This window comes from Sulfitobacter sp. 1A12056, from assembly GCF_043558125.1.
In the GTDB taxonomy this organism is placed as follows: Bacteria; Pseudomonadota; Alphaproteobacteria; order Rhodobacterales; family Rhodobacteraceae; genus Sulfitobacter; species Sulfitobacter faviae.
Genome location: NZ_JBIFFY010000010.1, coordinates 92,303 through 104,915, shown reverse-complemented (window position 1 = coordinate 104,915; position 12,613 = coordinate 92,303). Strand labels below are relative to the sequence as shown.

Genomic DNA, 12,613 nt, shown 5'->3' with positions numbered 1-12,613 from the left:
CATAGGGGTAAGGGAATCCCGACAGATTCACTAGGTTATTACGGAGACCGCCATGTCCTCTTCCAAACTCATCCCCCTGCAAATGGGGCGCGGCTCTCTCAAGACGGCGCTGCTGTGCTGCACGGCGCTGGTGCCGGGCACGCTTTACGCGCAAGAAACTTACCAGCTGGATGACGTGATCCTCGAAGCCAGTTCCGAGACGTCCGGCGCGGCGGATGCCGAAACGGTTGTCGCCAGCGAGATCAGCAGCGGCGGCAAACTGTCGGGTGAGATCATCGACATCCCGGCCAGCGTCTCGGTCATCACCAGCCGCGAGATCGAAGCCCGCGGCGCGGATAGCGTGGAGCAGGTGTTGAACTACACAGCCGGTGCCAGCACCGACAGCTATGGCGCAGATGATCGGTTCGACTATTTCATCCTGCGCGGGTTCGAAGCCTATACCTACCGCGATGGGCTGACATTGGGCGCGAACTTCGGATCGGTCCGCGAAGAACCCTTCGCCTATGAGCGGGTCGAAGTGATCCGGGGCGCGTCGTCTTCGACCTTTGGCCTTTCCGATCCCGGTGGCTCGGTCAACTATGTCAGTAAACGCCCCCGCGACGAACGTTTTGGCAGTGTCTACACCTCGGTCGACTCCTATGGCAGCTTGGAAACCGGTGTGGATTTCGGCGACAAGCTGGATGAGGAAGGCACGCTCAGCTACCGTTTCACCGGCCTGCTGCGCAATGGCGAGCTTGAGTATCCCTATTCCGAGAACGATGAGATCTTCGCGATGGGCGGCCTGACATGGCGCTCCTCCGATGCGTCTGAGCTGACCGTGATCGTCGATCACCTCAACCGCGATTCCGTACCCGGCAGCGGCGGTTTCCCGGCGGGCGGCGATTTTGACCGCAGCGATGTGTTCTACGGCGAGCCTGACTACAACTACCGCGGCACCGAGCGGACGACCGTATCGGTTCTGGGCGCGCATGATTTTGGCAACGGGCTGAGCTTTGGCGGCACCCTGCGCTACAGCGACAGCGCCGATGACTTCGGCTATGCCTATGTCAGCGATGGAACCCCGAATGACAGCACGGTGGACCGCGCCTTTTTTGCCAGCGATGGCACGAGCGAGAGCATGATCTCCGATCTGCATCTGACCTATGAGGGGTTCCTCGGCGGGGCCGCCAGCACCACCACGGCGGGGGTCGAATTCTCTTGGTCCGACGAGTCTGACCAACGCTTCTATGGCCCGGCACCGTCGGTTGACCGCGACAACCCGACCTATACGGGCCGTCCGACCAGTGTGCCGATGTTTGCCGATCTTGACACCGAGACGGAGGGCAAGGCGATCTACGCTCAGCAAGAGCTGAACTGGAACGAGCGTTTCATCGCCTCCTTCGGGCTGCGGCACGACTGGATCGACGTGACTGAGACCAACAACCTTGCCGGCACGGTTCAAACCAACGACATCAGCGAGACGACGGGCCGCCTGGGTCTGACCTATAAGATCAAACCCAACCTCTCGGTCTTTGGGAACTACGCACAGTCGGTCGTGCCCGCAGGCTTTGGCGTCGAGCCGGAAGAGGGCGAGCAGTTCGAGCTGGGCACCAAATGGCAGCCCATGGGCACAAACGCGCTGTTGACGGCCTCGGTCTATGACCTGTCGAAAAGCAACATCACCCGCACCAACCCTGCGACCAACCTGCCGGAAACCATTGGTGAGATCGGCGTGCGTGGTATCGATCTGGAAGCCAAGGCCGAGATGGGCGCCTATACTCTCACCGCCGCCTACAGCTATCTGGATGCCGAGATCAAAGAGAACGGCACGGCGGGCAATGTCGGCAACCGCCCCGGACTGGTGCCTGAAAGCGTCGCTTCGATCTGGGCCAGCCGGACTTGGGAAAACCTTGGCCGTGGTGATCTGACAGTCGGTTTGGGCGCACGGTTCAACAGCGGCTACTACTACAGCGACAGCAACGCCACGGGTGAGACAGGCAGTTTTGTCGTGGTCGACGCCGCGGTCAGCTATGATCTGTCCGAGCAGACCACCCTGTCGGCCAATGTCACTAACCTGTTCGACGAAAAGCACACCTCCTTCGGCGGCTCTTACGCTGACTTCTACAGCCCCGGCCGTGAAGTCACCGTGAAGCTGGCCCATAGCTGGTGAGCCTAGAGCGCGGCACTCCCCTCGTGTGCCGCGCTTTTCTTTGCCTCGGGAGGAGCCGCAGATGACCATCGCCAAAGCCAAGACCACCATCCCCATGGATGCCCCGCAGGAGATGCTCTCGCAAATCCTGTCGCATCTTGTCGATGACCACGGCATGGCGTTTCGCGCCAAGGGGCCGACGGGTCATGTGTTTGAGCAAGACGGCTACCGGGTAGAGTTCGATCTTTGCCCGCGTGGGCTGGAGGTCAGCCTGCAAGCCCCCGGCGAAAACGCCATGCAATTCTCGAAAGAGGGCATGGTCCATCATGTGGCGGAGTTTGACCCCGCGCTGGCCGATCGCATCCGCTGGCAGGGTGTGGCGCAAGAGGCCGGAGAAACGCCGCAGAACTTCCGTTTGTTGGAGGTGCTGAACAGCGAAATCCTCTTCGAAGGGATGCAGCGTGTTACCCTGCATTACCCCGACATTGCCGAACTTGCCCCGCAGGGCATCCACCTGCGTCTGATCCTGCCGCGCGATGCCAGCCGCACGCCGGTCTGGCCGGTGATGGGCGCCAATGGGGCGCCGGTTTGGCCCAAGGGTGCGGATGAGTTGCATGCCCGCTATGTCACGCTCAAGAACATCCGCCCCGAGCGCGAAGAGGTCGATATCGACGTGGTTCGCCACGGCTCCGGCCTGATCTCGCAATGGGCCCAGAACGCCCAAGCTGGGCAACGGATCGGCGCAATGGGGCCGGTGGGCATCAGCGCCTTGCCGAAAGCCTCTTCCTATTTCCTTGCCGCCGATGGCACGGGGCTGCCCGCCGTAGCGCAGCTTTTGGCGCGGCTGCCGGAGGATGCGGTGGGCGATGTGGTGGCGGCCCTGCCGCAAGGCGTGTCGTATCGCGACTACCTGCCCAAGACCAAGCTGCGCGTCCATGCCCTGCCGCCCGCCACCTTCGAGGCCGAAGTGCTTGGCCATGCGCAGGCGCTGACGGATGACGGTTTGGGCTATGCCTTTTTCGCCGGAGAGTTCCAGAACGCGCAGCAATTGCGCGGACATTTCAAAACCCATCTCGGCATGGATAAAACCCGCCAGATTTGTACCGCCTACTGGCGGCGGGGCTAAGCGCGGCCTAGTGCCATGGCCCCGCGTCGCGGCGTCTGCCGGTTTTCGGGATGCGGCTGCTGCTGGTTGGGCGGGCGCTGTGTGTTCGCACTGGCGCGGCGTCAGGTGTCATCGCACGCAGGGCCGCGATGCGGTTCTCCGTCGCCGGGTGCGTGGCGAAAAGACTGTCATGTTTATGCGCGTGTAGCGGGTTGATGATGAACATATGCGCCGTGGCCGGGTTGCGCTCTGCCGCGTGATTGTCGATCCGCGCGGCCCCCAAGGCGATCTTCTCAAGCGCCGAGGCGAGCCAGAGCGGATGGCCGCAGATCTCGGCCCCGGCCTTATCGGCGGCATATTCCCGCGTCCGGCTGATCGCCATCTGCACCAGCGCGGCGGCCATGGGGGCGAGGAACATCATCATCAACGTCCCGATCATCCCCATCCGCTCACGCGCGCCGCCGAAGAATAGCGCGAAATTCGCCAGCATCGAAATCGCACCGGCGAAAGTCGCGGTCACGGTCATGATCGCCGTGTCGTGGTTGCGGATATGCGCCAACTCATGCGCTATGACGCCCGCCAGTTCCTCGCGGCTGAGGCTTTGCATCAGCCCTTTCGTCACCGCCACGGCAGCGTTGGCCGGATTGCGCCCGGTGGCGAAGGCGTTGGGCTGGGGCGTGTCGATCAGATAGACTTTGGGCTCGGGGAGGCCCGCATTCCGCGCAAGCTCTGCCGTCATGGCGTAGAGCCCCGCGCGGTCCCCCGGCGAGACGGGCTGCGCATTGTGCATCTTGAGCACCATGCGGTCGGAGTTCCACCAGGTGAAGGCGTTCATCCCCGCCGCCACCACCAGCGCGATCAGCGCACCGCCCGATCCGCCGATCAGATAGCCGACCCCCATGAAAAGCGCGGTCATCGCCGCCATCAGCATCGCTGTCTTTACATAGCCCATCTTGGTCTCTCGCGGTTGTCCTTTGCAAAGAGATATGGGGCAGGTTCAGCGTCGTGCAAGGCAGGCGGGGGGAGGGGACACGGTTCCCCCGCCGGATGTTATGCGGGGATACGGGGGGCCATCACGCAGGCGACGCCCCTCGACACACCGCCACTACTGGCTGGCCATCCCCGCAAGCATCGCCCCCATAGCAACAAGGTGAACCAGCGTGATCGCCCGGTCATTCCAAAGCAGCCCGACGATCAGCCAGCCCAGAACCCCCACCACGAAGAGGTAGAGGTTCCACGGCGTCCAGCCGAAACCTGTGGCGGCATAGCCGAGTATTTGGATCACCGAGGCGATCCATTTGACCCAAAAGGCCAGCCGCTGCGGCGTGGCGGGCGCCAGCACTTCAGACGCCACGGGTCAGCCCGCCGTCGATGCACCAGTTCTGCCCGGTGACATAGGCCCCGCCCTCGGAAGCGAGCCAGCCGATCAGCGATGACACCTCGGCCTCGGTGCCGTAGCGCCCCATGGGAATGCGCACGCGCCGGTCCTCAGTCTCGGGCAGGCTGTCGATAAAGCCGGGCAAGACGTTGTTCATGCGGATGTTCTGGCCCGCATATTGATCGGCGTAGAGTTTGGTGAAACCCGCCAGCCCGGCGCGGAAGACGCCCGAGGTGGGAAAGAGCGGGTCCGGCTCGAAGGTGGCGAAGGTTGAGATATTGATGATCGCACCGCCGCCCTGCGCCGCCATGATCGGCGTTACCAAACGGGTGGGCCGGATCACGTTCATCAGATAGACGTCCATCCCATCGTGCCAATCTGCGTCGCTCATTTCCAGAATGTCGCCCTTCGGCCCATGCCCGGCGGAGTTCACCAGCACATCGACGCGGCCCCAACGGTCCATCGCGCCATCTACCAGCTGCGCCAGTGCGTCTGGCGATTGGTTCGAGCCGGTGATCCCAAAGCCACCCAGTTCGGTGCCGAGCGCCTCTCCCTTGCCGGAAGAAGACAAGACGCCGACCTTAAAGCCGTCTGCCGCCAGTTTGCGGGCCGCGCCCGCGCCCATGCCGCTGCCGCCTGCGGTGATAAGGGCTACTTTTTCTGCTGTCATCGGATATGCTCCATATACTAGGCAGCGATTGCGCTGCGCGGATATGCTGCGTCATTTAGGCGCTGTGATCCCGTGCAGCCAGCCAGATGCTTTGTTGTGTGACTGTAGGAATTCTATCATGTCGAATGAGATGCCTCTGCCGCCCTTGAACGGGCTTCGTGCCTTTGCTGCCGCGGGGCGTCACCTGAATTTCCGGGCCGCGGCGGATGAGTTGGGCGTGACTCAAGGCGCGGTCGCCCAGCAAGTGCGCGGGCTGGAGGATCATCTGGGGCTGCGTCTGTTCCTGCGCGAGCCGCGGGGGCTGGCCTTTACTGACGAGGGGCGCGCCTATCATCTGTCGGTGTCGCGTGCTTTCGAGCAATTGGCGGAGGCGACGGATGCCCTGCGCCACGCCCCGGCGCGGGTGACGATCAGCGTGACGCCGACCTTCGCATCCAAATGGCTGATCCCCCGGCTTTCGGACTTCACCCAAGCGCACCCCGGCATTGATTTGCGCATCACGGCGACAGAGCGGGTGGCGAGTTTTCATGCCGATGGGATCGACCTTGCCGTGCGACAGGCGCGTCCGCCCTTTGGGGCGAGCCTGAGGGCGAACTTGCTTTTCACGCAGGAGGTGGTGGCGGTGTGTTCTCCGGCGCTGCTTGCGGGGGAGGGGGCGGTCGATGCCGCCACACTGGCGCGCATGACCCTGCTTCACGATACCCATGACCTCTGGCCGCGCTTTGCCGAAGAGGCCGTTGGCAGCAGCGTCAAACCGGCCCGCACGCTGCGGTTCAATCAAACGACGCTGAGCCTTGATGCTGCATTGGCGGGGCAGGGGGTGGCGCTGGCAAGCCGCTTTCTGGTGCAGCGCGATCTTGAGGCGGGGCGGCTGCTGCGCCCGGTGCCGCATGTGATGGAAGGCGGGCTGGATTTCTACCTGCTTTCGCCCCGGCAGGGGGTGTCGAGCGCGGCGATCATCGTGCGCGATTGGCTCTGTACGGTGGCCAAGGGCGAGGCGGGTTAATCCTGCGCGCGGGCTTTCAGCCGCAGGAAGCTATCCTCTCCAGCCAGAACGTAGCGCAGCAGCAAAAGCTCCACCTTGGCCGCATCGCGGGCGGTAAAGGCGCGCAGCATGTCGCGGTGCAACTCCACGAGGGTTTCATGCGCGACGGCGTCGCGCAGCGTGGCCATGCGAACGGCCTGAATTTGGGCCATGTAGCGCAGGATCGTGTCGCGCAACTCGATGTTGGGCACCGCCATGATCCAAGTGCGGCGGATGTCTTCGGAGGCGGCATAGAGGCTTTCGATATCGCCGGTTTCCAACGTGCGCTCGGATTGTTCCACCGCGCGGGTCAGGGTGGCGATGTCCTCATCGGTCAGCTGATTGGTGGCCAGCGCCGCGGCGCGCGGTTCCAGCAGGCGGCGCAACTCGAAAATCTCGCAAATCTGGCGCATCGACAGGTTGGGCAGGGTGAAGCCCCGTGTCGTGCTGTCGAGGTAGCCCTCATGCGACAGGCGCATCAGCGCATCGCGTACCGGCATTCGCGAGACGTTGAACTCTTCGGCGACGGCGGTGTCGACAAAGCGGTCGCCATGGCTGATCTCGCCCCGCTGAATGCGCCCGAGGAAGATGTCGTAAATCTGATCTTTCATGTGGCGCTTGGCTGAGCGGGGCATTCCGACCTCTCTGAAAAGTATGCGATTGCAGGCCGAGCATGCGCAGGAAATACGCTTATGGCTAGGTATAAGTTTGCATACTCGTAAAATTCAATTGAATTCGTATACGAAAAATGGCAGCCAATAGGGGAAAGCTTGCCGCGCTGCGCGGGGGTGTTCACAGGGAGCAAAACATGAATCTGAAAAATAATCTGATCGTTGGCCTCACCGTCGCGGCGCTGACGACACTGTCGGGCGTCTCTGCCATGGCGCAGGACGTGCTGAAAATCGGCTCTTACCCGGCGAACCCGCCGTGGGAGTTCAAGAACGAAGCGGGCGCCTTCGAGGGGTTCGAGGTCGACATCATCAATGAGGTCGCCGCCCGGCTTGGCAAGACGACCGAAATCAGCGGCTACGACTTCCGCGCGCTTTTCGTGGCCACCGCCTCGGGCCGGGTGGATGCGGTGATCTCATCGCTCACCATCACCGATGAACGGCTTGAGGCGCAGTCTTTCACGCAGCCCTATTTCTCGGGCGCATTGGGGGTCGGCACCAAGACCGACGCCGGGATTGCCGATCTCGACGGGCTGGAGGGCAAGCGCATCGGTTCCATCGCCACCTCTTTCCCGGAGAACTGGTTGAAAGAACGGGAGGATGAGCTCGGCTTTAAATCCTATTCCAGCTATGACACCACCGCCAATATGCTGACCGATCTGCGCAGTGGCCGGATCGATGCCGCGGTGAATGATATCGTCAGCCTGCGCTACGCCTTTGCCCAGCCGACGATGCAGGGCTTGCAGGTCTCGGTCGAGATTCCGACGGGCGATAAATTCGCGATCATGATGCCCAAGGGCTCTGAGCATCTGGAGGCGGTCAACGGTGCGATCTCTTCGATGAAAGAGGACGGAACCATGGCGGCGCTCTATGAGAAATGGCTCGGCGTGGCCCCTGCCGAGGGTAGCCTTGCGGTGACCCCGCTGCCGGTGCCCACCTCGGCGGACTGATACCTTTGGGCCGCGGGCGGGGCGCTGCTCCGCCTGCGGCCTAAGGCTTGCCCCCTGCGATCAAACTGACGGAATGCGCAATGGAAATCATCGACATCTTCTTCAATCTCGACGTGATGCGCCGCGCTTTCCCGATCTTGATGCGCGGGCTGCTCAACACCATCCTGCTGGGCGCTTCGGCGATTTTCTTTGGCGGCATCCTTGGCGTGCTGGTCTGTCTGGTGCGGCTCTATGCGGCCAAGCCGTTCCGGCTGCTGGCGGTTCTGTATACGGATATCTTCCGCGCCATTCCGGTGCTGGTGGTGCTGATCCTCGTCTACTACGCGCTGCCCTTCGCGGGCATCGTCTTTTCCTCATTCGTGGGGGCGACCATTGCGCTGGCGCTGGTGCTGGCGGCCTATACGGCAGAGGTCGTGCGTGCCGGGATCGAAGCCGTACCGCGCGGGCAGTTCGAAGCCTGCGATGCGCTTGGCCTGTCCTTCTTTACCACCATGCGCAAGGTGATCCTGCCGCAGGCGTTTCGGATGATGATCCCGCCGCTTGCCTCCTATGCGGTGGCGATCATGAAAGACACTTCGCTCGCTTCGGTCGTGGCGATGGATGATTTGCTGAAACAGGCCACCGACGCGCAGGCGCTTTTCGCCAATCCGACGCCGCTGCTGCTGGCCGCGCTGATCTACATCGCGATCCTTTGGCCGATGGTCCGTTTCACCGGCTGGCTAGAGCAGCATTACAAGCGCGGCTACCGCTGAGCCGAAGCGGCCCCGTCCCCCACAAAATTACCGTCCCGCGCGCCTGCGCGGCCAACACCCTACGGAGATTACAATGTCCACAGAAACAGGAACGGGCGACGCCTATCTCCTCTATCACTCCATCGGGCAATACCCCGGCAAACATGCGGATATGCTGGCCGGGCTCACCGATTTCACCGATGCATGGGCCGCGCCCAACGGCGACCAATGGGCCGATGTCTTGCCCAAACGCCAGCAGTTCATTGACCTCTGGGCCGAGTTGATCGGCGCGCCGAAGGGCACCGTCACCACGACAGAGAGCGTCACCACCGGGCTGATGGCCGTCATCGGTGCGCTGCCCGAAGGCACCCTGCGCGGCAAGAAGGTCTTGGTGGCCGAGGATGGTTTCCCCTCTCTGCACTTCCTGCTTACCGGCCTGTCGAAGCGTTTTGGTTTCACGTTGAACACTGTGCCGATCCGGCAAGGGGGGCACTGGGTCGAGGCCGAAGACATCATCGCCCATTGGGACGAGGAGGTGGCGCTGGCCCTGCTGACTTGGGTCAGCTCGACGACGTCGCACCGGTTGGACATCCCGCAATTGGTGGCGCATGGCCGCAAGATGGGATCGCTCATCGGGGTGGATATGACGCAGGCCGTGGGGCTGCTGCCCTATGACGTGACCGCGCCGCGCGTCGATTTCGCCCTGTCGACCAGCCTCAAATGGATGTGCGGCACGCCGGGGGCGGGGATCGTCTATATGGATGCCGAACTGATCCCGCAGTGCCAGCCCGAGATGCGCGGCTGGTTCTCGCAAGGCAATCCGTTCTCATGGGATCTCGACGCTTTCGAATTCGCGCCTGACATTCGGCGGCTCGACAGTGGCACGCCCTCAACCGTTCCTGCGGTGGCCAGCCTGCCGGCGATGAAATGGCGCATGGGGCAGAACACCGAAGTCTTGGCGGCGCATAACCGCAAGCTGACCGCGCAGCTACAGGCGGGGCTTGAGGGGATGGGCCTGACCCTCGCCAGCCCGGCGGACCCGGACCAGCGGGGCGGCAGTCTCATGGTGGTTCTGCCCGATCACATCGACGCGGCGGATGTGGTGGCGCAATTGGCGGCGCTGGAGATTTACGTCGACAACCGCAGCCAGACCCTGCGCATGTCGCCGGGGGTGCTGACCACCGCCGCCGGGATTGACCGCACGCTGCACGCGCTTCGGGCTTTTCTGACCTGAAGCTCGCCGGGGCCGCGATGCGCCGTCAGGAGGCGGCCATCGCATCCGGCCGCCCTTCGAGCGGCGGGAAGTCTACGAAAAAGGTCGTGCCTTCGCCCTCGGCGGTTTCAAAGCGAATTTCCCCAAGGTGCTGGTCGACAATGGCTTTGACGATGCTCATCCCCAGCCCATGCCCCTCTTTGACCCGGTAGCTGGAGCCGCGGGAAAACCGTTCGAAAAGAACCGGTTGCAGTTCCAAAGGCAGGCCGCTTCCGTGGTCTTTGACCCAGAACCCGGTGCCATCTTCCGAAAGGCCAAGCTGAACCGTGCCGCCTTCGTCCGAGGCTTTGATCGCGTTGGACAGCAGGTTTGACAACAGCCGCGTGAGCCGCCCTTCGTGCAGCCGCAACAGCGGTGTGGGGGCCTCGGAGGGGGTCATTTCCAAGCCAACGCCGCGCTCTTTCGCGTAGGAGACCAAGGTCTCCGAGGCTTGGGCCAAGAGCGGTGCCAAGGCGCGCTCGGAAAACCCCGATTGATCCGGTCTGCGCAGGGTTTCGACATCCAGAATATCCCCCACCATCTGATCGATCGCCCGCGCGTTGCGCATCGCAAGCTGCAACAGTTTGCGCTTTTGCGGCGGCAGGTCGTCCGGGTTCAACTCAAGCAGGCGCAGCGCCCCGGTCAGCGCGGTCAGCGGGGTTTTCATCTCATGGCTGACGGTGGCGATAAGCTGGTCCTTGGCGCGTTCAAACTCGCGCTGCTCACTGACGTCGCGCACCACGCCGAGATAGCCCAGATGCTCACCGCGGTCAGTCTCGACCTTGGCGGTGGCGACTTGCCCCTCGAAAGTAGAGCCATCGGCGCGGCGGCAGGCGACGGTAAAGCCGCTTTCCTTGCTGGCCGTGCCAGCATTCGAAAGCTCTTCGCCCATTCGTTCGTAGCTGCCGAGGGTCTCGTAAAGAACCGCCGTCTGCCGCCCCAGAAGCGCGTCGGGGGTGTAGCCGAACAGTGTTTCAACCGCCGGGTTCACCAAGGCCACGCGGCGGTTGGGATCGGCCATGATGATGGCCTCGGGCACGGCATCGACCATCGCCTTGAGCAGCCCGCGCTGTTCGCGCAGCGCGCGGCGCTCGGATTGCCGCGAGAGCTCGCTGCTCAGCCAGCGGGCGAGGAACTGGACGAATTGGGTCTGCGCCTTGCTGAACGGGGCAGGGCGCGGGGCGGTGCCGGAAAAGTTCAACGTCCCAAAGAGCGCATCGCTGATTTTCAGCGGTGCCCCAATGTAGCTTTCCAGCCCAAAGTTCTCATAGCAGGGGTGGGCCGAAATCTCTTGCTGGCGCGCGTGGTGAAAAGAGGTCACATCGTCGTTGCCAAGCGTATGCAGGCAATAGGTGCCATTGATGTCGAAGGTGCTGCCGGGGGCGGGTGCCCAATCGGGCCCATGGACATAGACGCATTCATAGACCGGGTGATCCACGCGGGAGACGATGCCAAGTTCGAGGTCGAGCGCCTCTGTGCCCAGTTGCAAAAGCTTGGCGATCTTGTCTTCGACAGAGAGGTCAGGTTCGACAGCAAGCATATAGAGTTGCCGCAGCGGATCGTCGAAATCCGCCAGAGCGTTGTAAAAGTCGTTCATATTTGCCTCTGTCGTGGTCTTTGCATCTGTCTTGGCGCGTGGGCAGATGTTCACCCAAGGTATCCCCCTCGGGCACCGCTGCCAATGCCGCAACGACTAAATTGGGGCAAGAACAAGACTTTTCACCCCGGTAAGCAGACGGATGCCGATTGGCAGAGACGGCGTGCGCCACTTTGCAAAGCGGTGGCCATCGTAAATCCAGCAGCTATGGTACGGCCAACGAGGGTTGCGAAGAGGGGAGATTTGACCATGCGATTGATGCGATACGGGGCGCGGGACGGCGCGAAGACGCCGGTGGTGCTGGATGCGGGAGGGCAGCCGCGAGACGTCAGCGCCCTTGTGCCGGACTTCACACCCGAGACGATCCCGACGTTGCGCGACGTGTTGGAGGGCGTCGATCTGGAAGGGCTGCCGCTGGCCCAGATCCAAGGCCAGCGCATCGCCGCACCGGTCAGCCAGCCGCGCAACATCTGGGGCGTCGGGTTGAACTATTCCGACCATGCGGCGGAGTCGGGCATGGAGGTGCCGCGCGAGCCGATCCTGTTCAACAAGGCCAGCCGCACCTATTGTGGGCCGAACGATCCGCTTCTCTATTCTAAAAAGATGAGCAAACTTGATTGGGAGGTCGAGTTGGGCGTGGTAATCGGGCGTACCACCTTGAACGTCAGCCGCGATCAGGCGTTGGATCATGTGCTGGGCTATTGCGTCGTCAACGACGTGTCCGAGCGCGCGTGGCAGGCCGAGCGGGGCGGGCAATGGGTCAAGGGCAAGAGCTTTCCCAACTTTTGCCCGACAGGGCCAGTGCTCGTGACGGGGGATGAGCTGGGCGATCCGGGCAAGCTGTCCCTTTGGACCGAGATCAATGGCGAGCGGCTGCAAGACGGCTCTACCGAAAAGATGATCTTCGATGTGGCGACGATTGTCTCCTACATGTCCGAATTCATCCAGTTGGAGCCGGGCGACCTGATCTGCACGGGCACCCCGCCGGGCGTGGGCATGGGGCTGAAACCGCAACGCTATCTCAGCCCCGGCGACCGGGTTCGGCTGGGTGTGCAAGGGCTGGGTGAGCAGGAGCAAGTGGTGGAGCACCTGCCCGCGCGGTGAGCCGCG

12 protein-coding genes are annotated in these 12,613 nt (G+C 62.9%); 7 read left to right on the top strand and 5 right to left on the bottom strand.

Annotation, left to right across the window (positions count from 1 at the left end; genetic code table 11):
- Window positions 1–52: 52 nt before the first annotated feature.
- Window positions 53–2,149 carry a TonB-dependent siderophore receptor gene (locus ACGYLD_RS16250; protein ID WP_271692998.1) on the top strand — a complete coding sequence of 699 codons (2,097 nt, stop codon included), beginning with the start codon at window positions 53–55 and terminating at the stop codon, window positions 2,147–2,149.
- A gap of 61 nt (window positions 2,150–2,210) precedes the next feature.
- Entirely contained in the window at window positions 2,211–3,254 is a 1,044-nt protein-coding gene (locus ACGYLD_RS16245; RefSeq protein ID WP_271692999.1) for a siderophore-interacting protein, read from the top strand.
- A 7-nt stretch (window positions 3,255–3,261) separates the two neighbouring features.
- Here ACGYLD_RS16245 and htpX read toward each other — a convergent pair whose 3' ends face one another.
- From htpX to ACGYLD_RS16230, 3 genes are all read right to left on the bottom strand, one after another.
- The gene (htpX, locus tag ACGYLD_RS16240) at window positions 3,262–4,185 is read right to left on the bottom strand and encodes a zinc metalloprotease HtpX (RefSeq protein WP_271693000.1); all 924 of its coding nucleotides are present in this window, start codon (window positions 4,183–4,185) and stop codon (window positions 3,262–3,264) included.
- A 153-nt stretch (window positions 4,186–4,338) separates the two neighbouring features.
- Window positions 4,339–4,587, bottom strand: coding sequence for a DUF6552 family protein (locus tag ACGYLD_RS16235; RefSeq protein ID WP_271693001.1), 249 nt, complete (start codon window positions 4,585–4,587; stop codon window positions 4,339–4,341).
- Entirely contained in the window at window positions 4,577–5,281 is a 705-nt protein-coding gene (locus ACGYLD_RS16230) for an SDR family oxidoreductase (protein WP_394403216.1), read from the bottom strand. The genes ACGYLD_RS16235 and ACGYLD_RS16230 overlap by 11 nt, the downstream gene beginning before the upstream one ends.
- A 118-nt stretch (window positions 5,282–5,399) precedes the next feature.
- Between ACGYLD_RS16230 and ACGYLD_RS16225 the strand changes: the two genes are divergently transcribed.
- Entirely contained in the window at window positions 5,400–6,287 is an 888-nt protein-coding gene (locus tag ACGYLD_RS16225; RefSeq protein WP_271693003.1) for a LysR substrate-binding domain-containing protein, read from the top strand.
- Here ACGYLD_RS16225 and ACGYLD_RS16220 read toward each other — a convergent pair.
- Window positions 6,284–6,916, bottom strand: a complete 633-nt coding sequence (locus tag ACGYLD_RS16220; protein WP_276155682.1) for a GntR family transcriptional regulator — start codon at window positions 6,914–6,916, stop codon at window positions 6,284–6,286. The genes ACGYLD_RS16225 and ACGYLD_RS16220 overlap by 4 nt on opposite strands.
- A 197-nt stretch (window positions 6,917–7,113) precedes the next feature.
- Between ACGYLD_RS16220 and ACGYLD_RS16215 the strand changes: the two genes are divergently transcribed.
- From ACGYLD_RS16215 to ACGYLD_RS16205, 3 genes are all read left to right on the top strand, one after another.
- Entirely contained in the window at window positions 7,114–7,923 is an 810-nt protein-coding gene (locus ACGYLD_RS16215) for an ABC transporter substrate-binding protein (RefSeq protein ID WP_271693004.1), read from the top strand.
- An 80-nt stretch (window positions 7,924–8,003) separates the two neighbouring features.
- Window positions 8,004–8,675: an amino acid ABC transporter permease gene (locus tag ACGYLD_RS16210; protein WP_067265504.1), complete on the top strand. Its 672-nt coding sequence runs from the start codon at window positions 8,004–8,006 to the stop codon at window positions 8,673–8,675.
- A gap of 73 nt (window positions 8,676–8,748) precedes the next feature.
- The gene (locus ACGYLD_RS16205; protein ID WP_271693005.1) at window positions 8,749–9,888 is read left to right on the top strand and encodes an aminotransferase class V-fold PLP-dependent enzyme; all 1,140 of its coding nucleotides are present in this window, start codon (window positions 8,749–8,751) and stop codon (window positions 9,886–9,888) included.
- Window positions 9,889–9,913: 25 nt separating this feature from the next.
- On the opposite strand, the gene ACGYLD_RS16200 is transcribed toward ACGYLD_RS16205, so the two are convergent.
- Window positions 9,914–11,503 (bottom strand): ATP-binding protein, encoded by a 1,590-nt coding sequence (locus ACGYLD_RS16200; RefSeq protein WP_271693006.1) that lies wholly within the window; start codon window positions 11,501–11,503, stop codon window positions 9,914–9,916.
- Window positions 11,504–11,752: 249 nt separating this feature from the next.
- Between ACGYLD_RS16200 and ACGYLD_RS16195 the strand changes: the two genes are divergently transcribed.
- Window positions 11,753–12,607 (top strand): fumarylacetoacetate hydrolase family protein, encoded by an 855-nt coding sequence (locus tag ACGYLD_RS16195; RefSeq protein WP_271693007.1) that lies wholly within the window; start codon window positions 11,753–11,755, stop codon window positions 12,605–12,607.
- The last annotated feature ends 6 nt before the right edge of the window (window positions 12,608–12,613 follow it).